General features: G+C 64.2%; 18 protein-coding genes and 1 pseudogene. 11 read left to right on the forward strand and 8 right to left on the reverse strand.

The genetic code is table 11. From position 1 onward, the window contains the following. Nucleotides 1–237 precede the first annotated feature (237 nt). The gene (locus ACVILI_RS06880; protein ID WP_038651594.1) at nucleotides 238–1,305 is read right to left on the reverse strand and encodes a CobW family GTP-binding protein; all 1,068 of its coding nucleotides are present in this window, start codon (nucleotides 1,303–1,305) and stop codon (nucleotides 238–240) included. A 401-nt stretch (nucleotides 1,306–1,706) separates the two neighbouring features. Between ACVILI_RS06880 and ACVILI_RS06885 the strand changes: the two genes are divergently transcribed. Further along, on the forward strand, nucleotides 1,707–2,177 hold the full coding sequence (locus ACVILI_RS06885; RefSeq protein ID WP_032921461.1) for a MarR family winged helix-turn-helix transcriptional regulator: 471 nt from the start codon (nucleotides 1,707–1,709) through the stop codon (nucleotides 2,175–2,177). Here the strand turns inward: ACVILI_RS06885 and ACVILI_RS06890 are convergent, their stop codons facing one another. After that, the gene (locus ACVILI_RS06890; protein ID WP_019862744.1) at nucleotides 2,178–3,050 is read right to left on the reverse strand and encodes an AraC family transcriptional regulator; all 873 of its coding nucleotides are present in this window, start codon (nucleotides 3,048–3,050) and stop codon (nucleotides 2,178–2,180) included. 52 nt (nucleotides 3,051–3,102) lie between these two features. On the opposite strand from ACVILI_RS06890, the gene ACVILI_RS06895 reads away from it, so the two are divergent. The 6 genes and pseudogenes from ACVILI_RS06895 to ACVILI_RS06920 all read left to right on the forward strand — a co-directional run bounded on the left by ACVILI_RS06895 (nucleotide 3,103) and on the right by ACVILI_RS06920 (nucleotide 7,794). Continuing rightward, on the forward strand, nucleotides 3,103–3,510 hold the full coding sequence (locus ACVILI_RS06895) for a DUF2000 family protein (protein WP_038653716.1): 408 nt from the start codon (nucleotides 3,103–3,105) through the stop codon (nucleotides 3,508–3,510). 143 nt (nucleotides 3,511–3,653) lie between these two features. Next, nucleotides 3,654–4,595: a DMT family transporter gene (locus tag ACVILI_RS06900; protein ID WP_084791811.1), complete on the forward strand. Its 942-nt coding sequence runs from the start codon at nucleotides 3,654–3,656 to the stop codon at nucleotides 4,593–4,595. A gap of 78 nt (nucleotides 4,596–4,673) precedes the next feature. Next, nucleotides 4,674–5,696 carry a LacI family DNA-binding transcriptional regulator gene (locus ACVILI_RS06905; protein WP_081296113.1) on the forward strand — a complete coding sequence of 341 codons (1,023 nt, stop codon included), beginning with the start codon at nucleotides 4,674–4,676 and terminating at the stop codon, nucleotides 5,694–5,696. Then, nucleotides 5,693–6,676, forward strand: coding sequence for a 2-hydroxyacid dehydrogenase (locus ACVILI_RS06910; RefSeq protein WP_038651597.1), 984 nt, complete (start codon nucleotides 5,693–5,695; stop codon nucleotides 6,674–6,676). Before ACVILI_RS06905 ends, ACVILI_RS06910 begins: the two co-directional genes overlap by 4 nt. A 14-nt stretch (nucleotides 6,677–6,690) precedes the next feature. After that, nucleotides 6,691–7,275 (forward strand): hypothetical protein, encoded by a 585-nt coding sequence (locus tag ACVILI_RS06915; RefSeq protein ID WP_019862750.1) that lies wholly within the window; start codon nucleotides 6,691–6,693, stop codon nucleotides 7,273–7,275. A 119-nt stretch (nucleotides 7,276–7,394) separates the two neighbouring features. Continuing rightward, nucleotides 7,395–7,794 (forward strand): annotated as a pseudogene (locus ACVILI_RS06920) (hypothetical protein). On the opposite strand, the gene ACVILI_RS06925 reads toward ACVILI_RS06920, so the two are convergent. Then, nucleotides 7,795–8,568 carry a gamma-glutamyl-gamma-aminobutyrate hydrolase family protein gene (locus ACVILI_RS06925; RefSeq protein ID WP_027047665.1) on the reverse strand — a complete coding sequence of 258 codons (774 nt, stop codon included), beginning with the start codon at nucleotides 8,566–8,568 and terminating at the stop codon, nucleotides 7,795–7,797. It abuts the pseudogene before it with no gap. 264 nt (nucleotides 8,569–8,832) lie between these two features. Between ACVILI_RS06925 and ACVILI_RS06930 the strand changes: the two genes are divergently transcribed. Continuing rightward, the gene (locus ACVILI_RS06930) at nucleotides 8,833–9,942 is read left to right on the forward strand and encodes a TRAP transporter substrate-binding protein (protein ID WP_038651600.1); all 1,110 of its coding nucleotides are present in this window, start codon (nucleotides 8,833–8,835) and stop codon (nucleotides 9,940–9,942) included. 60 nt (nucleotides 9,943–10,002) lie between these two features. Here the strand turns inward: ACVILI_RS06930 and ACVILI_RS06935 are convergent, their stop codons facing one another. The 5 genes from ACVILI_RS06935 to ACVILI_RS06955 all read right to left on the reverse strand — a co-directional run bounded on the left by ACVILI_RS06935 (nucleotide 10,003) and on the right by ACVILI_RS06955 (nucleotide 15,160). Beyond that, nucleotides 10,003–10,377: a VOC family protein gene (locus tag ACVILI_RS06935; RefSeq protein WP_038653722.1), complete on the reverse strand. Its 375-nt coding sequence runs from the start codon at nucleotides 10,375–10,377 to the stop codon at nucleotides 10,003–10,005. 279 nt (nucleotides 10,378–10,656) lie between these two features. Beyond that, the gene (locus tag ACVILI_RS06940; RefSeq protein ID WP_038651603.1) at nucleotides 10,657–11,685 is read right to left on the reverse strand and encodes a zinc-dependent alcohol dehydrogenase family protein; all 1,029 of its coding nucleotides are present in this window, start codon (nucleotides 11,683–11,685) and stop codon (nucleotides 10,657–10,659) included. 13 nt (nucleotides 11,686–11,698) lie between these two features. Beyond that, a complete protein-coding gene (locus ACVILI_RS06945; RefSeq protein ID WP_019862756.1) occupies nucleotides 11,699–13,489 on the reverse strand; it encodes a TRAP transporter large permease in 1,791 nt (596 codons plus the stop codon). Further along, nucleotides 13,489–14,073, reverse strand: coding sequence for a TRAP transporter small permease subunit (locus tag ACVILI_RS06950; protein WP_019862757.1), 585 nt, complete (start codon nucleotides 14,071–14,073; stop codon nucleotides 13,489–13,491). Before ACVILI_RS06950 ends, ACVILI_RS06945 begins: the two co-directional genes overlap by 1 nt. A gap of 181 nt (nucleotides 14,074–14,254) precedes the next feature. Beyond that, complete coding sequence (locus tag ACVILI_RS06955; protein ID WP_038653725.1) at nucleotides 14,255–15,160, reverse strand: branched-chain amino acid ABC transporter permease; 906 nt, start codon at nucleotides 15,158–15,160, stop codon at nucleotides 14,255–14,257. A 143-nt stretch (nucleotides 15,161–15,303) separates the two neighbouring features. Here ACVILI_RS06955 and ACVILI_RS06960 point away from each other — a divergent pair, with 143 nt between their 5' ends. From ACVILI_RS06960 to ACVILI_RS06970, 3 genes are all read left to right on the forward strand, one after another. Further along, nucleotides 15,304–15,915 carry a CGNR zinc finger domain-containing protein gene (locus ACVILI_RS06960; protein ID WP_019862759.1) on the forward strand — a complete coding sequence of 204 codons (612 nt, stop codon included), beginning with the start codon at nucleotides 15,304–15,306 and terminating at the stop codon, nucleotides 15,913–15,915. Next, nucleotides 15,908–16,441: a hypothetical protein gene (locus ACVILI_RS06965; protein WP_080643856.1), complete on the forward strand. Its 534-nt coding sequence runs from the start codon at nucleotides 15,908–15,910 to the stop codon at nucleotides 16,439–16,441. The genes ACVILI_RS06960 and ACVILI_RS06965 overlap by 8 nt, the downstream gene beginning before the upstream one ends. A 219-nt stretch (nucleotides 16,442–16,660) precedes the next feature. Continuing rightward, the gene (locus ACVILI_RS06970) at nucleotides 16,661–20,140 is read left to right on the forward strand and encodes an indolepyruvate ferredoxin oxidoreductase family protein (RefSeq protein ID WP_038651606.1); all 3,480 of its coding nucleotides are present in this window, start codon (nucleotides 16,661–16,663) and stop codon (nucleotides 20,138–20,140) included. Nucleotides 20,141–20,214: the final 74 nt, after the last annotated feature.

Consider the following 20,214-nt stretch of genomic DNA (forward strand, 5'->3'; position numbering starts at 1 on the left):
TGGGAAGGAGGCAGGCAGGCGACTTTGACCTCAACCCTGACGGGCGGCGGCAGCCGCTCGCTTGGTCTGACACCAATCAAATCGAGCAAGCGGCGCTGAGCGAAGGGACCGCCGACCTACCGTCGCAGTGGCGGCGTTCGTGGAAACGCCACGATCGTCAACGGCGGCTTCTGAAATTCCACGGCCGCAATTCCTTCGATCATTACATCCAGCCTGGAACCGCACGGCAAAGCCTGACTAGGCCTGGCAGGCCTCGAAACTCTTCTTCAGCCGCTCGGCGTCCAGTTCGCGGCCGATGAACACCAGCCGGCTCTCATGTTTCTCGCCGTCTTTCCAGGCGCGCTGATGGTCGCCCTCGATGATCATGTGCACGCCCTGGATGACGTAGCGTTCATCATCGCCTTTCAGGGCAATGATGCCTTTCAGCCGCAGGATGTTGGGGCCTTCCATCTGGGTGATCTTCTCGATCCATGGGAAGAATTTCTTCGGGTCCATCTCGCCGCCGCGCAACGACACCGACTGCACCGTCACATCATGGATGTCTGAGGGATGCGCGTGGTCGTGGTGATGATGGTCATGCCCGTCATGATCATGGTGGTGGTGATCGTGGCCATCATGGTCGTGATCGTGGTCATGATGGTGATCGTCATGCGCCTCAAGGAAATGCGGATCGTTCTCCAGCGCCCGGGAGAGGTCGAAGGCGCCGCGGTCGAGCACCTCCGACAGGGCGACGCCGGCGCGCGTCGTGCGATGGATCCTGGCTGCCGGATTGATGGCGCGGATCGTCGCCTCGACCTTGGCGAGCTCTTCCGGGGTGACGAGATCGGTCTTGTTGAGGACGACGACATCGGCGAAAGCGATCTGGTCTTCGGCTTCCTTGGAATCCTTGAGCCTGAGCGGCAGATGCTTGGCATCGACCAGCGCCACCACCGCATCGAGCTTGGTCTTGGAGCGCACGTCGTCGTCCATGAAGAAGGTCTGCGCCACCGGCACCGGATCGGCGAGGCCGGTGGTCTCGACCACAATCGCGTCGAAGCGCCCCGGTCGGCGCATCAGGCCCTCGACGACGCGGATCAGGTCGCCGCGCACCGTGCAGCAGACGCAGCCATTGTTCATCTCGTAGATTTCCTCGTCGGATTCCACGATCAGGTCGTTGTCGATGCCGATTTCGCCGAATTCGTTGACGATGACCGCGTAGCGCCTGCCATGGTTCTCCGACAGGATGCGGTTGAGCAGCGTCGTCTTGCCGGCGCCGAGATAGCCGGTGAGAACGGTTACGGGGATCTGCGTCTGTGCGTCGCTCATGGCTTGCCTCGAGATGACTGGGCCTTGAAATCCAGGCCGCGAAAAAGGGATTCTGGGCTCCATATAGGATGTGTGCGGGGCTTTTGCACGGGGCAAACCGATGGGCCAAAGCTCTTGGCCCGGCCACTGTGATATCGGCGTGCCGGATGACTGCGAAAGTGCGCCTTTGTCGCGAGCAAGGCGCGTCTCACGCCACGCGGGCCTCACCTTTGCGGCGATTCCCGTGCGGCGAAAAGTCGTTTGTCATCTAACTGAAATAAACATCTGGCATTAGCCACGGCGGGCACCGCAATGCTTGCCGGCAAAGCTGTTTCACGCGCCGGATTCTTTTTATCGTCGATTGCCAACCGGCCGGCTGCGTCTATGCTGTCGCTACCGGTATGGCCGAAGAGGGGATGACCATGGCCAAGGCGGACAAAACTGCAACAATGAGCCGGCTGCATTCGGCGGCAAGGCTGGCAAGAACGGCGCTGGCGGCCCGGCTCCTGGCGCACGGCTTCTATGCCGGCCAGGACCAGATCATGCTGGCGCTCGACCGCGAGGACGGCCAGACGCCTGGCAATCTCGCCGGCCGCCTCGGCGTGCGCCCGCCCACCATCACCAAGACCATCAACCGGCTGCAGGCGCAGGGCTTTCTGGAAAAGCGCGCCTCGTCGGCCGACGCCCGTCAGGCTCATATTTTCCTCACCGACACTGGCCGCGATATCATCCACGCCATCGAGAAATCGGTGAAGAAGACCGAAAAGCAGGCGCTGAAGGGCCTCGACAAGAAGGACCAGAAGGCGTTGTTCAAGCTGCTGGCCCGCATCGAGGCCAATCTCTCCAACGAGGAGCTTGTGCTGATCGACGACGACGCCGAGTCGGACGAGTGATCAGGCCGCTGCTGGAGCCGCGTCCCGGATCAGCGAGGACCAACGCCCCGGCGTCATGCCAAATGCCTTCTTGAATTGCCTGTTGAAATGGCTCTGGTCGGTGAAGCCGGCCTCGACCGCGATCTGCGCCAGGGGCTCGCCGGCGGTAATCATCCGCCGCGCGCGCTGAAGCCGGCGCATCACCAGGAAACGATGCGGGCTGGTCGAGAAGGCGGCGCGGAAATGCCTCGATAAGGCGTAGCGGTCCAGTCCGGTGACGGCTTCCAATTCGCCGGAACGCACCGGGCGCATTGCGTTCTCCGTCAGATAGTCCCGCGCCAGCGTCGCCGCCCGCCATGCCGTCCGGGCCATCGGCTTTGCCGGCTGGCCGGCATGCCGTGCCAGGCCATGCATCAGTTGGGCGAGAAAATCATCGACGAACAGCTCGTCGAGTTCCTGTTGCAGCGGCCCCAGCGCCGAAAGCAGCGTGGCGCAGAAGGCTTCGTCCCGCACCACGGCTTCCCTGACGAAGGGCAACGACGCGCCGCCAAGGCAGTCCAGCATCAGCGACGGTTCGAGGTAGAGCATCCTGTAGCGCAACCCGTCCTCGGTGCCGGCGCCGCCGTCATGCAACTCATCGGGATGCAGCACGATGATCTGGCCGGGCAGGCTTAGCCGCGTCGCGCCGCGATAGCGGAAGGTCTGCACGCCATGCAGCGTCACCCCGATCGCATAGGTGTCATGACGATGCAGATCGAAGGCGCTGCCATGAAAGCGCGCCTCGATCCGCTCCATGCCGGCGGGGTCGGGTGCGGAGATGATGCAATTCTCCGCCGCGTCCGCGCACAAACGTCCAAGACCCTTAGAGGCCTGGCGGTCTAGTTCGAACGACATCGTCTCATTCAGCCTCGCAATCGGGGCCTAACCTCGAATGGTCCATTTTGTCATGTTCGATACGAAATTTGCAATCGTGCTGCGCGAAGACTTGCCCGTCTGGCAGAAACTCAACGTCACCGCCTTCCTGACCAGCGGCATCGTCGCGCAGTTTCCCGACATCATCGGCGAGCCCTATCGCGACCGCTCAGGCAATCTCTACAATCCGCTGTCGATCCAGCCGGTCATCGTGTTGTCGGCAGACCAGGCGACGCTGGCCGCGCTCCACCGGCGCGCGCTGGAGCGCGGCGTGACGACCTCGCTCTATGTCGAGGAGATGTTTTCCACCGGCTTCGACGCCGCCAACCGCGCCGTCTTTGCGCAATTCGCGCCAGAAGATGCCAAGGTGGTCGGCATCGCGCTGCGCGCCGAGAAGAAGGTGGTCGACAAGATCACCAAGGGCGCCCGCATGCAGGCATAGCGTGGGAGGCTTGGACTAAGCCTGGCGGCTTCTATTGTTGTGCCAGCGAGCTCATGTGCGCGGCAGTGGCCGACAATTGGCTTGCCGGCAAGCGACAATTCCCGCAAAGGTGCGCTCCAGCCCAGCTTTTCCCCGGCCTGCAAGTGAACGCTTCCCAAAGACATGTCGAAAGCGCGACGCCGCCGGTGGCGATCCTGTGCATGCTGACCACCTATGTCTTCTTCACCTTCCTCGACACCTCAAGCAAATATCTCGTCCTTGCCGGCGTTTCGGCGCTGATCGTCGCCTGGGTGCGCTTTGCCGTGCATGTCGTGCTGGTCGGCACCCTCCTGCGCGGCTGGCGCGATCCGCTGCGGTTTCGCCCGGTCAACCTGCCGGCGCATGTGCTGCGCGGCGTGTTCCTGTTCGGCTCGACCATGTGCAACATCCTGGCCTTGCGCTCCCTGCAGCTGGCCGAGACGACGTCGATCTATTTCTTCGGGCCGATGGTGATCACCGCCCTTGCCGGCCCGCTGCTCGGAGAATGGGCCGGCTGGCGGCGCTGGCTGGCCATTCTGGCCGCCTTCGCCGGGGTCCTCATCATCACAAGGCCAGGTGTCGGCGTCTTCGGCATCGGCCATCTCTTCGCACTCGGCTCGATGCTGTCGAACTGCTTCTATGTCATCATGACGCGCCGCATGTCGTCGACCGAGACGTCGGAAAGCCTGATCCTGTTTTCGGCGCTGGCGCCGACGGTGCTGCTTTTGCCCATGCTGCCGTTTTCCTTCTCGCTGCCGCATGATGGCTGGCACTGGTTCATCCTGCTCATGCTTGGCGTGTTCGGCGGTGTCGGGCACTGGCTGCTGGTCCAGGCCTATCGGCTGGCAACGACCACGGCGCTCGCCCCCTATCCCTATTCGCAGATGGTGTGGATGATCATTTCCGGCTGGATCGTCTTCAAGCAGTTCCCGGATCGCTGGACGCTGGTCGGCGCCGCCATCATCGTTGCCAGCGGCCTCTACATCGTCCACCGCGAGCACCGGCTGCGGCTGCGGAGCCGCGCGGCCTCCGATGTCGAGGCCGAGGCGCTGGCAAAAAAACTTTGATTTGCCCCCGATCGGTGGCATAACGCCGCCTTTAAACTGTTTAGGTCGCAATTCAGCTCGTTCGGGGAGCGCAAGGCGCTGGCACAAAAAATCAAGCTTTCGACGATCGCCGATGCACTCGGCGTGTCCACGGCCACCGTGTCGCTGGCGTTGCGCGACAGCCCGCTGGTGGCCGGCGCGACGCGCGACCGTATCAAGGAACATGCGCGCGCCATCGGCTATATCTACAACCGCCGCGCCGCCAGCCTGCGCACCTCGCGCTCGGGCATTGTCGGCGTCGTCGTCCACGACATCATGAACCCGTTCTTCGCCGAGATCCTGCGCTCGATCGAAAGCGAACTCGACCGCAGCCGGCAGACCTTCATCCTGTCCAATCACTACGACCAGCTCGAAAAGCAGCGCACCTTCATCGACACGCTGCTGCAACTCGGCGCCGACGGCGTGATCATGTCGCCGGCCATCGGCACCCCGGCTGCCGACATACTGATGGCCGAGGAAAACGGCCTGCCGGCGGTGCTGATCGCCCGCACCGTCGAGGGCGCCGACGTGCCGGTGTTTCGCGGCGACGACGCTTACGGCACCGGGCTTGCCACCAACCATCTGATCTCGCTCGGCCACAAGCGCATAGCCATGATCGGCGGCACCGACCAGACCTCGACCGGCCGCGACCGCTATCAGGGCTATGTCAACGCCATGGAGGCGGCAGGGCTCGAAGTCAGGCCGTCCTGGCGCATCGCCGGTCCGCGCACCAAGCAGGCCGGCTTCGAGGCCGCCGGGCAGTTCCTGGCGCTGAAAGACAGACCGACCGCCGCCTGCTGCTGGAACGACCTCGTCGCCATCGGCCTGATGAACGGCATTGCGCGCGCCGGCCTGGTGCCGGGCATCGACATTTCCGTCACCGGCTATGACGATCTCGAGGAGGCGGCGATCGCCACGCCGGCGCTCACCACCGTCTGGAACGGCCAGCGCGAGGTCGGCCGCCGCGCCGCCAGCGCGCTGCTCGACAAGCTCAACGGGCAGACGGTGCGGCCCTCGCAGGAATTGATCAAGCCGGAGCTGCATGTGCGCCAGTCGACCGGCAAGCCGGTGGAGCGGGCATGACCAAGGCCGAACAGCTGCAAGCCGTCGCCATTCTGGTGCCGGCGGACTTCAGCGACCACGCCGTCCGGCGCATCGACCGTACTTTCAAACAGATCAGGGTCGAACGCACCGACCCGGCGCTGGTCACCGACGAGATGCGCCGCACGGTGCGTGGCATTGCGTCGTTTGCCGGGATCAGCGCGGCGATGATGGATGCGCTGCCCAATCTCGAACTCATCGCCTCCTTCGGCGTCGGCTATGATTCGGTCGATGTCGGCCATGCGGCGGCGAACAACATCATGGTCACCAACACGCCCGACGTGCTGACCGAGGAGGTCGCCGACACCGCGATCGGGCTGCTGATCAACACGATCCGTGACCTGCCGCGCGCGGAAAACTGGCTGCGTGACGGCAGCTGGGTACGCAAGGGCAACTATCCGCTGAGCCGGCTGACCTTGCGCGCCCGCCGCGTCGGGATTTTCGGCATGGGCCGCATCGGGCAGGCCATTGCCCGGCGCCTTGAGGCGTTCGGCCTGCCGGTCGCCTATCACAACCGGCGCAGGGTCGAGGGTCTTTCCTACGAGTATCATCCGACGCTGAAAGGTCTGGCGGAAGCGGTCGATACGCTGATTTCGGTGGCGCCTGGTGGCGCTTCGACGCAGAAGGCGGTCAATGCCGAGATCCTGTCGGCGCTTGGCGCCAACGGCGTCTTCGTCAATATCGGCCGCGGCAGCACGGTCGACGAGGCGGCGCTCGCGGCGGCGCTCGCCGACGGCACCATCGCCGCCGCCGGGCTCGATGTCTTCGCCGACGAGCCGAATGTGCCCAAGGCGTTGCTCGACGCCCCCAACGCCTCGCTTTTGCCGCATGTCGGCTCTGCCTCGGAACACACACGCCGCGCCATGGCCGATCTGTGCGTCGACAATCTGGTGTCCTGGTTCACCGAGCGCCGGCCGCTGACGCCGGTGCCGGAGACGGCGCATGTCAAGGCTCGCGGCTAGCGAAAGGCAAACCGATGACGGTGAAGCCGCCTGACAATTCCACGATTTTGGTCGCCACCAATGGCCGAGATCAGATCATTTCGATTCCGTATCCAAAGCGGCCCTTCGCCAACTACCTGATCGGAATATTCGTTCTTTGCTGGCTAGGAGGCTGGGCCTTTGGCGAGATTACAGCCGCATATCAGCTCGTGACCAGGCCGTTCGGCGGGCCTACGGCGTTTGTTGCCTTCTGGCTCTGCGCTTGGACAGTCGGTGGCATCTTCGCAATGCTCATGGTTCGCCGCATTTTCCGGCGCTCCGTGCCCGAAGTGATAAGGCTCGATGCGGCCGGGGTCAGCCATGACCCTGGGTTGCCGCCGTTCAAAATGCCGTCCTACGGCGCCTCCGCCTGGACGCAGCTGTTTTCGAAGCGGACTGAGCGCAGGTTCGACCGGATGCAGCTCAAATCGCTGAGGCTTCGCGACGGCGATACTCACAATCGCCTGACAGTCGACGCTGGGGCCCAGAGGGTCGAGATCGGTTCGGCAGCCACCGATGTCGAGCGCGAGTGGCTCTTTAAACTCCTTTCAGATCGCTATCCGACGACCGTCCCTCAATAGTTCGACGGTTTCGTCTTCCGCGTTCGTTGATGCCGGCAGTGGCTCCGTCACATTTATTAACGCCAGCTTAACCCTTTGAAATCATTTTGCATCCTGCCCGTGTGCATGGATGAGACAGAATGAAATCGCTTTCCGCATTGATCGCAATCGCCGCCTTGTTTGGCGGCGTTCAGCTGTTTCATAACGGCAATGGGCAAAGCGTCGCCGAAGAGGTCACGCGGTCCAGCACCTACAGGCTGGTCGCCAATGGCGATGAGGGAGCCTGCGCGGTGAGGCCGCGGGGCCGAAATTTCGGATGGCCTGTCCCTGCTTACTGTTGCTCCGACATGCCGTCGTCTGATCCCTGGCATAGAACGGGCAAAGTTCTGGCGCGAACAGAATGACGGCACGGTCGCCTTCAGCGCCAACGGCGTCGATCCGATCGTCACCTTCGCCGTGGCCGACGGCGACGGTTACGAATCCTATGCGCCAGCCACGCCCTTGCTGTCGCTGGCGGGCGGCCGCAGGACCGGCGACTGACTACTCCGCCGCTGCCCGTGCCCCGGCCTTCGCGGCGGCGTGCAGGCGCACCGCATCGCCGAACGCGCGAAAAATCTTGGCCGAGTTGCTGTCCGAGTTGACCCAGTACTCCGGATGCCACTGGACGCCGACGGCAAAGGCTCGGGCGCCCTTCACCGAAACCGCTTCGACCGTGCCGTCGGTGGCGACAGCCTCGATCTCGAGCTTCGACCCGAGCCGGTCGATCGCCTGGCGGTGCAGTGAATTGACCTTGATCTCACCGGCGCCGAACACACCGGCCAGGCAACTGCCTGGTTTGATCGAAATGGCCTGGTGAATGGCGAAGCGCTCGTCCTGGTGGTCGCTCACCGGCGCGCGGTGGTCGAGCGAACCCTCGCGCTCCTGGATCTCGGTGCCCAGCGTGCCGCCGAGCGCCACGTTCAACTCCTGGATACCGCGGCAAATGGCGAGCAGCGGCACGCCGCGCTCGATCGCCCGGCGGATCAGCGGCAGCGTGGTGGCGTCACGCGCCGGATCATAGGGACCGTTGGCTTCGCTGGCATCGCCACCATAGAGCGAGGGGTGCACGTTGGATTTCGAACCGGTGACCATGACGCCGTCGACCGAGGATAGGAGTTCATCGAAGTCGAGCCTGTCGCCGAACGACGGCACCAGCAGCGGAAACACGCCGGCGCCGGCAACCGCCGCTTCCAGATATTGCTGCGGGGCGGCATGCCAGGTGTAGTTGTCGAACTGACGGACGTCGGTCGATATGGCGACGAGCGGCTGGTGCATTTTGGGTCTGTTTTCCATCTTGCAAGGGATATCCTGCCTGCAAAATAGGCGATCCCTGGGCATTTTTCCATGCCAAGTTTTGGCGTGTCGCATGGACCACGAAGTCGTCTGTTAGACTATAGTTGCAGGGTCGCACGGCTTGGTCACCAAATCCGGTCGCCGTGCTGGACTAGCCTTCTCGCCTGTGTATTGTTTCGGCCAACCGATGCGGGAGCCCGAGGATTTCCCGGATGTCGGTCTGTTGATCCAAAAGGGAGGAACTGCATGGATCGTCGTTCATTCATTCGCAAGGCCGGTGTGACCGGCGTCGGCGCCGCGGCGGCGGCGGCAACGCTTGCGGCCCCGGCAATCGCCCAGTCCAATCCCAAGGTGACATGGCGGCTGGCATCGTCCTTCCCGAAATCGCTCGACACCATCTATGGCGGCGCCGAGGTGTTCTCCAAGATGCTGTCGGAAGCCACCGACGGCAATTTCCAGATCCAGGTCTTTGCCGCCGGCGAACTCGTGCCCGGCCTGCAGGCCGCCGATGCCACCACGGCCGGCACGGTCGAAGCCTGCCACACGGTGGCATATTATTACTGGGGCAAGGACCCGACATGGGCGCTCGGCGCGGCGGTCCCCTTTTCGCTCAACGCGCGCGGCATGAATGCCTGGCACTACCATGGCGGCGGCATCGACCTGTTCAATGAGTTCCTCGCCACGCAAGGTCTCTTCGGCCTGCCGGGCGGCAACACCGGCGTGCAGATGGGTGGCTGGTTCCGCAAGGAAATCAACACGGTCGCCGACCTCTCCGGCCTCAAGATGCGCATTGGCGGATTCGCCGGCAAGGTGGTGCAGAAGCTCGGCGTCGTGCCTCAGCAGATCGCCGGCGGCGACATCTATCCGGCGCTGGAAAAAGGCACGATCGACGCCGCCGAATGGGTCGGCCCCTATGACGACGAGAAGCTCGGCTTCTACAAGGTCGCGCCCTACTACTACTATCCCGGCTGGTGGGAAGGCGGCCCGACCGTGCATTTGATGTTCAACAAGGCGAAATACGAAGAGCTTTCGCCGGCCTACAAGTCGCTGCTGCGCACCGCCGCGCAAGCCGCCGATGCCGACATGCTGCAGAAATACGATTATGTGAACCCCGCGGCGGTGAAGCGGCTGGTCGCCGGCGGCGCCAAACTGCGTCCGTTCAGCCAGGAGATCATGGCCGCCTGCTTCGAAAAGGCCAACGAGGTCTACGCCGAAATGGAAGCCTCGAACGCGCCGTTCAAGAAGATCTGGGAATCGATCAAGGGCTTCCGCAAGGAGCACTATCTCTGGGCGCAGGTGGCCGAGTACAATTACGACACCTTCATGATGGTCCAGCAGCGCAACGGCAAGCTGTAAAAACGGTCCCATCGCGTTTGTTGAAGAGACCCCGGGCGACATGCCCGGGGTCTTTCTTTTTCAGGTCCGTGAGGAGCCGACCTCGACCAGTATTCCGCCCGGCGCCATGCAGTAGAACGTCGTCGATTTGAAGCCGCCGCGTGCCAGGTCCTCGACCTCGCCCGGCGCGAAGCCTGCTTCGGTCAATTCGGCCTGCTTGGCGTGTACAAGCTCTGGGCTGCCAACGAATAAGCCGACATGAAAATTGTCGGGATAGGTAGCAGGCTCTCCCTTGCCCGGCGCCATCAGGTTGAGGGCAAAGCCATCGGCTCCACGCAGGATCGCGAAGGCATCCTTGCCGCGCATGGCGACAAGTTCGAAGCCGAAATGGCTGGTGAAGAAGCCGGCAAGAGCCGCGACCTCCGATGTGATGAGGTTGAGATGGTTCAGTTTCATGGTCTTTGTCCTGTCACGGTTGAAGCGCGGACAGGCTTGGCTGCGGACCGAGAACCGGCGGGACCGTGACATCAGGAAATCCGGACATGACCCAACCGGCCCGCGGGCTTTCGCCTCGCTTGCCGGCTGCGGGTTCTCCCGCACGTTCATGCGGCGAACAGGCCTCCGCCAGGAACGGAAGAGACCGGACTACCGAACCGGTCATGTCTTTTTCGGCGCTGGCTGGGTAGCCGATCGGGGGCGTGACGGCAAGCGGGTCCGGCGCGACTGGTCCTCGGCTCAACCCCGTCGCGGCACCACCAGAACCTTGACCTCGCCGGGCGCCGGCGGGTTGGCGATCACATCGGCCGCCTCGTCGAGCGGCACCAGCCTGGAGATCAGCCGGTCGATCTCGATCGCGCCCGACGCGATAAGCTCGGCGGCGCGGCGATGCGTGTAGGGATTGAGGAATGAGCCGACCACCTTCAATTCCCGAAACAGCAAGTCAAAAGGTTCGAATTCCGCCTTCATGCCTTGCGGCGTCACGCCGACAATGACGACCGTGCCGCCGGCCCTTGCCAGTCGCATCGATTGCTCGACGGTGTCGCGCACGCCAGCGCATTCGAACACCACGTCGGCGCCGCCCGGCATCAGGCCCGCGGGGCCTGCGATGGCATCGATGACGTCGCCGGCGGTGGGATCGACCGTCGCCGTCGCGCCGAGCGCCTCGGCAAGCGCGCGCCGAGAAGCCTGCCTGGTCGACAGGATGATGGTCGTGGCGCCGGCCAGTTTTGCCAATTGCACGGTCAGCAGGCCGATCACGCCGCCGCCCAGCACGATCACCGAGCTGCCCGGCCTGATCTGCGCAAGGTCGACGCCATGCAGGCAGCAGCCGAGCGGCTCGCAGAAGGCGCCATGCGTCGGCGGCAGATCGGCGGGCAGGATGAAAGCCTGTTTCTGCGGCAGCACGACATACTCGGCAAAGCCGCCATCGCGATGGATGCCGATGGCGTTGAGATTGCGGCAGAGATTGACCCGGCCGGCATGGCATTGCGGGCATCGTCCGCAGGCGATGTTGGGGTCGCCGGTGACGCGGTCGCCGACGGCAAAGCCGGAGACGGTGTCGCCGACCGCCTCGATGATGCCCGAAAATTCATGTCCGGGCGTCACCGGCGGCCGGCAGGGGAATTCGCCATGGAAAAGATGCCGGTCGGTGCCGCAGACGCCGCAAGCCTCGATCCGCACCAGAAGCTCGTCCGGGCCGGCGACAGGTTTGCCGACTTCGCGCAGCGCAATGCTGCCAACCGCCTCCAGCCGCACCGCTTTCATGGCGCCGTCCCCATCAATTGAAGCTCGGCGGCTGCGAGAGGTCAGGCGCGGGCGTTGCCGGCTTGGCCGGCGGCGCATCGCCGAAACTCGGCGGTTGCGACAGGTCCGGCGTACCGGGCGCGGCCGGTGCGCTGCCGCCATTGGCGGGGGCCGTGCCACCAGCCGGCGGTGTACCGAGCGGCGACAGGCCGGGCACTTCCGGCACCTTGTAGTCGATCGTGCCCGGATCGGTCACCGTGGCCTTGTAGCGCATCACCATTTGCGGGAAGGCGATGGTCAGCCCGATCATCACCACCTGGATCAGCACGAAGGGCACCGCGCCCCAATAGATCTGGCCGGTCGTCACCGGCGCGATCTGCTTGCCGGTAAGGCGGTCGAGATAGGGCACGCGCGCGGCGACCGAGCGCAGGTAGAACAGCGCGAAGCCGAAGGGCGGATGCATGAAGCTGGTCTGCATGTTGACGCCCAGCAGCACGCCGAACCAGATCAGGTCGATGCCGAGCTTGTCGGCCGCCGGCGCCAGCAGCGGCACGATGATGAAGGCCAGTTCGAAGAAATCGAGGAAGAAGGCCAGGAAGAAGACGAGGATGTTGACGCCGATCAGGAAGCCGACTTCGCCGCCCGGCAGCGAGGTCAAAAGGTGTTCGACCCAGATGTGGCCGTTGACGCCGTAGAAGGTGAGCGAGAAGACGCGCGCGCCGATCAGGATGAACAGCACGAAGGACGACAGCCGCGTCGTCGAGGTCAGTGCCTGCTTGATCACGTCCAGCGACAGCCGCCCTTTTGCCGCCGCCATGATCAATGCGCCGACAGAGCCCATGGCGCCGCCCTCGGTCGGGGTGGCGATGCCGAGGAAGATGGTGCCAAGCACCAGGAAGATCAGTGCCAGCGGCGGGATCAGCACGATGACCACCTGCTGTGCCAGCCTGGACATCATGTTGAAGTTCAGACGTTTGTCGGCAATTGCCACGATGTAGATGAAGAGCACCCCTACGGTGGCGCCGAGAATGTCGGCATTGTCGCCATGGGCTGGCGCGAGATAGCGATACGCGGCATAGGAGATGGCCACCGCCACCACCAGCGCCACCAGCAGCGACAGAACACCGTGGCCGAGCGTGCGTGCTTCGAGCGGCAGCGCCGGCGCCATTTTCGGCCGGAAGATCGATACGATGAGGATGTAAAGCGCGTAGAGGCCGGTCAGCACCAGACCCGGGATCAGTGCGCCGGCGTACATGTCGCCGACCGAGCGGCCGAGTTGGTCGGCAAGCACGATCAGCACCAGCGATGGCGGGATGATCTGGGCCAGCGTGCCGGATGCCGCGATCACACCGGCAGCCAGCCGGCGGTCGTAGCCGTAGCGCAACATGATCGGCAGCGAGATCAGACCCATGGCGATGACGGATGCCGCCACCACGCCGGTGGTCGCCGCCAGCAGCGCGCCGACGAAGATCACCGCATAGGCGAGGCCGCCGCGGATCGGACCGAACAACTGGCCGATCGTGTCGAGCAGATCCTCGGCCATCCCGGATCGCTCGAGCACGATGCCCATGAAGGTGAAGAACGGAATGGCCAGCAGCGTGTCGTTAGACATCACCCTCGAGCCGTAGAAATTATCCGGCAGTGCGTGCAGAAGCGGCCAGGCGAGATTGATCGATCCACCAGAATAGGGCGAGAGGAGCACGCCGATGAAGAAAAACATCAAGCCGTTGGCGGCCAGCGAGAAGGCCACGGGGTAGCCGATCAGCAGGAAGATGATCAGCGAGGCGAACATGATCGGCGCCATGTTCTGCGCGATGAATTCCATCACGAGCGCACCTCGTCGGCCAGTGCCTTGGCTTCGAGTTCGGCTTGCTCATGTGCCGATATGAACGGATTGGGGTCGTCCATGTCGCCGCGCATGATGGCGATCTTCTTGATGATTTCGGAGATGCCCTGCAGCGCAAGCAGGAAAAAGCCGACCAGCAGGATGGCCTTGGCCGGCCAGATGATGAGACCGCCGGAATTGTTGGACATTTCGCCGCTGCGAAACGACAGCGAGACGTAGGGAACGAAATAGATGACCATCAGCGTCACGAACGGCATCAGGAAGAGGAGATGGCCGAGAAGGTCTATCCAGTGCTGTACGCGGCGTGAAAACAGGCCGTAGACAATGTCGATGCGGATATGCTCGTTCTGCTTCAGCGTATAGGCGGCGGCCAGCATGAAGGCGGCGCCGAACAAATACCATTGCAGCTCCAGCCACGCATTCGACGAAATGTCGAAGATCTTGCGGATGACGGCGTTGGCCGCGCTCACCAGGATCGCCAGCAGGATCAGCCAGGATACCGATTTGCCGATGAATTCGTTGAGGCGGTCGATGCCTCGTGACAGAGCGAGCGGCCCTTGCATGCAGTCCTCCCTTGTAGCGGAGGCGTGCCGGTTCCCCCTGCCGTCACGCCTCGTGGCCCAACGGTATGCCGCGCGTGGCCGGACGGGTCAACACGCATGGAGGCAGCAAAACGGTATCGGATGGAGAGCGGGGCCGGACAAGGGCGCTCTGCCCCGCGTCATGCAACCAAAGTCTGATGGTTCAGACGACTTTGCTCGTGTCGCGGCCGGCGCCGATGAGGATCAGCATGGCCACCAGGAACAGATACATCCACGCATCGCGCCATTCGATTGGGAAATAACCGGCCCACAGTGATTCGGCCATGCCGAAGGCGGCCGCGCCAAGCGCTGCCCGTGGCGGCGAGAGATAGCCGCCGACTGCCGTCACGAACAGGATCTTCAGGCCGTAGACGAGGCCGGAACCGAAGCTGACGTTGCCGTAGTAGAGGCTGGCCATGACGCCGGCCAGCGCGGCGCAGAAGCCGCCGAGCAGCACGGCATGGCGGAACACGCCGCGCACATCAACGCCGCACAGGGCGGCAGCGCGCGGGTCGTCGGAGACGGCGCGCCAGCGCCGGCCGAAGCTGGAGCGGGCAAACGCTGAGGTGGCGAGTGCGACCGCCGCCAGCACCACCGCGCAGTCGAGCACCTGGATCAGCGTCAGCGTCGCCTTGAAGCCGGCGCCTTCGGCGAAAACGATGGGCTGTGCCAGCATTGGCGGCAGCCACAGATCATGCGTGTCGGCGGCGATGCGGCTTGCTTCCGACAGGACGATCAGGATGCCCAGCGTCGTCACCACAATCGCATTGGGCGAGCGGTCGGCCAACGGTTCGAAGACGCTGCGCGATAGGACGTGGCTGATCAGCGCGGCATAGAGGAATGCCGCGACGACGCCGAACAGCACCGACGCCAACAGCTTCAGCCACAGCACCTGGTAGCCGAAGGCGACGCTCAGGATCATTGCCTGGCCGCTGAAGGCGAACAGCGCGCCATAGGCGAGGTTGGTGCGGTGCAGGATGCCGTTGATCAGCACGTAGCCGAAGGCGAGCAGCGCATAGAGCGCGCCGGAGTGCAGCCCGTTCAGCACCTGCTGGAAGAAATAGAGCATGCTCAACAACACCAAAAGCATCTCGCCGACAGCGGTCGGGACGACGGAATGCTCGAGACAAAGGCGACGATACCGTGCGCAACGGAGGTTTGCATCGCCGAATCTAACTTGTCAAATGCGATTTATCGGTTAGATTTTGCATCATGACAGTTGCTTGGACCCCGCACCGCTTCACCGGCGGCCTGCTTGCGCTCGATACGGCGAACACCGTCGTGCTGCGCGGCGATCCGGAGCGCACGTTCGATCGTTTTGACGATCCGGCCGAAATCGCCCGCTTCGCCGACGCGGCCAGCGGCTTTCGCGCCGCCGAGCTTGGGGACCGGCGGCTGACCGTGTCCTCGCCGAGGGCAATCGCGCCTGTCGTGCTGTCGATCCGCGAGACGACAGACCGGCTGTTTCGCGGCGCGGTGTCGAATGGGTCAGTCGCCACCGCCGACCTGCCAGACTTCCTGCGTGCCTGCGCCGAGGGCCTGGCCGGCAGCCGGACCGAGATCGGCGCGCCGGGAAGGCCGTTCGGCGATCCGGCGGCGCCTATCGCCTTCGAGGCGGCGCTGGCGGTCTCGGCCCTTTCGCTGCTGCGCGACGACACGGTCGCGCGGCTCAGGATCTGCCCCAACTGCACCTGGCTGTTCGTCGACAGAAGCCGCAATTCCAGCCGGCTTTGGTGCGACATGGCGGTGTGCGGCAACCGGCAGAAGGCAAGTCGTCACTATCGCCGCCGCCGCATGGCGGCCCATGAGGTCAAGGATGCCTAGAGGATTTTCACGCGCGCTCGTTGCCGGCGCCATGTTGATTGCCGCAGCGACCCTCGGCGCCTGCCGCGACACCGGCGGCGAGGGCAAGCTGTTCGAGGTTTCCGGCAAGATATTTGTCTTCAACTACCGTCTCGCCAGGGCGACCTATGTCGTGACGCTACGGCCCCTGCAGCCGATGGGCGAGGGTCAGGTGGCGGTTGCCAGCTTCCAGAATCCCGCCGGCGGTGCGCCCTTGGTGGTCGAGCAGAAGGTCTGGCCGAAGCTCGACAAGGTCAGCCTGGAGAGCCCGGCGCTGACCTGCATCGTCAAGAACAAGCCCTACGCCATCGCCATCAGCATCAAGGGCGCCGACGGCGCGGTCCTGCAGAAGATCGACACCACGCTGATGTCGACGGAAGACCAGTCGATCCTGCCCGACCGGCCGCTGGTCATGGACCAGCTCTATACGCCCAATCCCGATCTCGCCGGCCATCCCGACGGCAAGCTGCCGGGCGAGCCGAAGCCGGACTGCTCGAAAGCCGGCTGACACCTTCAGACGGTATCGATTCCGGCCGGAGTTTTCGTGCGCCGAGGCACTCTCGACGTGCGGTTTCGTGCGCGCTCCAGCACCCGCCGGACTGTTTGTTGCGCGTTGCCTGGCTCCTGCGATTTTGTTTGACCTCACTTGCAAGGGGAGAAAGGATGCGTCATCCGACCCCGACGTTGGCTGCCTGCTCCCGCGCGGCCTTCGCAGAGGAAATGCCTGATGACGCTGCATGATGTCGCGCTCGACGACAAGTTCGACCTCGGGAAGGAGCGCATCTTCCTGTCCGGCGCGCAGGCGGTCATCCGCATGCTCCTGATGCAGCGCGAGCGCGACCGCCGCGCTGGCCTGAACACCGCCGGTTTCGTCTCCGGCTATCGCGGCTCACCGCTCGGCGGCCTCGACATGCAGCTGTGGAAGGCCAAGAAGCAGCTCGCCGGGGCCGACATCGTCTTCCAGCCCGGCCTCAACGAGGAGCTTGCCGCCACCGCCTGCTGGGGATCGCAGCAGACGGAACTCCTGGGTGAGGGCACCCATGATGGTGTCTTTTCCGTCTGGTACGGCAAGGGTCCGGGCGTCGATCGTTCGGGAGACGTGTTCCGCCACGCCAATCTCGCCGGCTCATCCAAGCATGGCGGCGTGCTTGCGCTGATGGGCGACGACCATATGGCCGAATCCTCGACCAACGCGCACGCAACAGAATTCCTCTTCGTCGACACCATGGTGCCCATCCTCAACCCGGCCGGTGTCCAGGAGATCATCGACTACGGTCTGTACGGCTTTGCGATGTCGCGTTTTGCCGGCACCTGGGCGGCGATCAAATGCGTCAAGGACAACATCGAATCGACGGCCTCGGTCGATGCCTCGCTCGAGCGCTTGAACATCGTCGTGCCGGAATTCGACATGCCGCCGGGCGGCCTCAACATTCGCCACGAGATCGATATGCTCGGCCAGGAGGAGCGGCTGCACGAATACAAGCGTGCCGCAGCCTCCGCCTTCATCCATGCCAACGGGCTGAACCGCATCGTCTATTCGGGCGGCCGCAACCCCAAGCTCGGCATCATCACGCTGGGCAAGAGCTATCTCGATGTCCGCCAGGCGCTGGAGGACATCGGCATCGACGAGGCGGCCGCCAACCGCATCGGCATCAGGCTGTTCAAGGTCGGCTGCCCCTGGCCGCTCGACCTGCAGCACATCGCTGACTTTGCCCGCGGCCTCGACACCATCGTCGTCGTCGAGGAGAAGCGTTCGCTGATCGAGGTGCAGCTGCGCGAAAGCCTCTATGGCACCGCCTCGCAGCCGGTCATCGTCGGCAAGAAGGACGAGCGCGGCGATTGGCTGTTTCCGGCCAAGGGCGCACTTGATCCCAACGAGATCGCCATTGCCCTTGGCGAGAGGATCGTCAAGACCATCGGCCCGTCGGAGGATATCTCGGCGCGGGTCGGCAAGCTGCGCCAGTTCCAGGCGATGCTGGCCGATGCCACCGACATCGGTTCGCGCACGCCCTTCTTCTGTTCCGGCTGTCCGCACAATTCCTCGACCAAGGTGCCGGACGGTTCGATCGCCGCCGCCGGCATCGGCTGCCATTTCATGGCGCTTTGGATGGATCGCAACACGCTGGGCTTCACGGCCATGGGCGGCGAGGGCGCGCAATGGGTCGGCCAGGCGCCGTTCTCGAAGCGCGGGCACATCTTCCAGAATCTCGGCGACGGCACCTACAATCATTCCGGCACGCTGGCGATCCGCTTCGCTTTGTCGAGCGAGGCCAACATCACCTACAAGATCCTCTACAACGACGCCGTGGCCATGACCGGCGGCCAGCCGCATGAGGGCGGCCTGACGGTCGACATGATCGCCAGGCAGGTGCGGGCCGAAGGCGTCGACCGCATCGCCATCGTCACCGACGAGCCGGACAAATACGCCGGCAAGGCCGAATTTCCGGCCGGCGCCACCATCCATCACCGCGACGACCTCGATCTCGTCCAGCGCGAGCTGCGCGACGTCAAGGGCGTCTCGATCCTGCTCTACGACCAGACCTGTGCCGCCGAAAAACGCCGGCGGCGCAAGCGCGGCACCTTTCCCGATCCCGACAAGCGCGTCTTCATCAACGAACTGGTCTGCGAAGGCTGTGGCGATTGCGGCGTGCAGTCGAACTGCGTCTCGATCCAGCCGGCAGAGACCGAATTCGGGCGCAAGCGCAAGATCGACCAGTCGAGCTGCAACAAGGACTTCTCTTGCGTCAACGGCTTCTGCCCGTCCTTCGTCACCGTGCACGGCGCCAAGATCCGCAAGGCCGAGGGCCTTGCCGGCAAGACCGATCCGCTTGACGGCGTCCCGACACCGGCCGAATTCCCGCTGGGCGCCGAGGGCTGGGCGGCGATCATCGACGGCGTCGGCGGCACCGGCGTCGTCACCGTTGGTGCCGTGCTCGGCATGGCGGCCCATCTCGAGGACAAGGGCTGCGGCATGATCGACATGGCTGGCCTCGCCCAGAAGGGCGGCTCGGTATTCACCCATGTCCGCATCGCCCGCACGCCGGACGAGATCCATGCCATCCGCGTCTCGGCTGGCAAGGCCGACCTCGTGCTTGGCTGCGACCTCGTCGTGTCGGGTGCCAAGAAGGTGCTGACCGCAGTGCGCGAGGGCCATACGATCTTCCTTGCCAACACCGCCGAGATCATGCCCGGCGAGTTTGCCCGCTCGGCGGATTTCTCCTTGCCGATCGAGCGCCTGAAGAAGGCGATCCGCACCGCCGCCGGCGACGACAAGGCGCATTTCTTCGATGCCACCCGCACCGCCACGGCGCTGTTCGGCAATTCGCTCGGCGCCAACATGTTCATGCTCGGCTTTGCCTTCCAGCATGGCGGCCTGCCGCTGTCGGCGGAGGCTGTCGAGAGGGCGATCGAGCTGAACGGCGAAGCGGTGGCGATGAACATCGCCGCCTTCCGCTGGGGCCGCCGCGCGGCGCACCAGCCGGATTTCGTGCGTGGCCTCGTCGCCCAGCCAGGCAAGGCAGGAGAGACGGCCCCGGTCGCGCAGACGCTGGACGAGATCATTGCCCGCCGTGTCGCCTTCCTGACCGCCTACCAGAACACCGCCTATGGCAAGCGCTATGCCGACAGGCTGGCGCTGCTGCGCGCCGCCGAGGCCAGGGCCGTGCCAGGCTCGACCGCCGTGACCGAGGCAGCGGCCAGGAACCTGTTCAAGCTGATGGCGATCAAGGACGAGTACGAGGTGGCGCGGCTCTACACCGACGGCTCCTTCGCCGCCGAGCTAGGCAAGCAGTTCCAGAGCTATGAAAAACTCGAATTCCATCTCGCCCCACCGATCATGGGCCGTCGCGGCAATGACGGCAGACCGAGGAAGTCGAGCTTTGGCCCCTGGATGATGAAGGGTTTCCGGCTGCTGGCGGTGCTGAAGGGCCTGCGCGGCACCGCTTTCGACCTGTTCGGCTATACCGCCGAAAGGCGCATGGAACGGCAGCTTCTGGCGCAATATGAGGGCGATCTTGAGCTCGTCGCCAGGTCGCTGGCGCCTGATAAGGCCGAGGCGGCGGTCGCTCTGGTTTCGGTTCCCGCGCTCATCCGTGGTTATGGCCATGTCCGGCAGGCCAGCGCGGAAAAGGCCGCGGGCGAGCGTCGAAGACTGGTCGAGCGCCTGTCTAGCTCGCCGACGCGGGTGGAACTCCAGGCCGCCGAGTGATCCAAAAAGCCTCTGAAATCAGGCATTTCAAGCCAAGCTAAAGGTTTTTTAATGGGACTATGCCAAGGCTGGGG

The sequence above is a fragment of the Mesorhizobium sp. USDA 4775 genome (assembly GCF_054062655.1).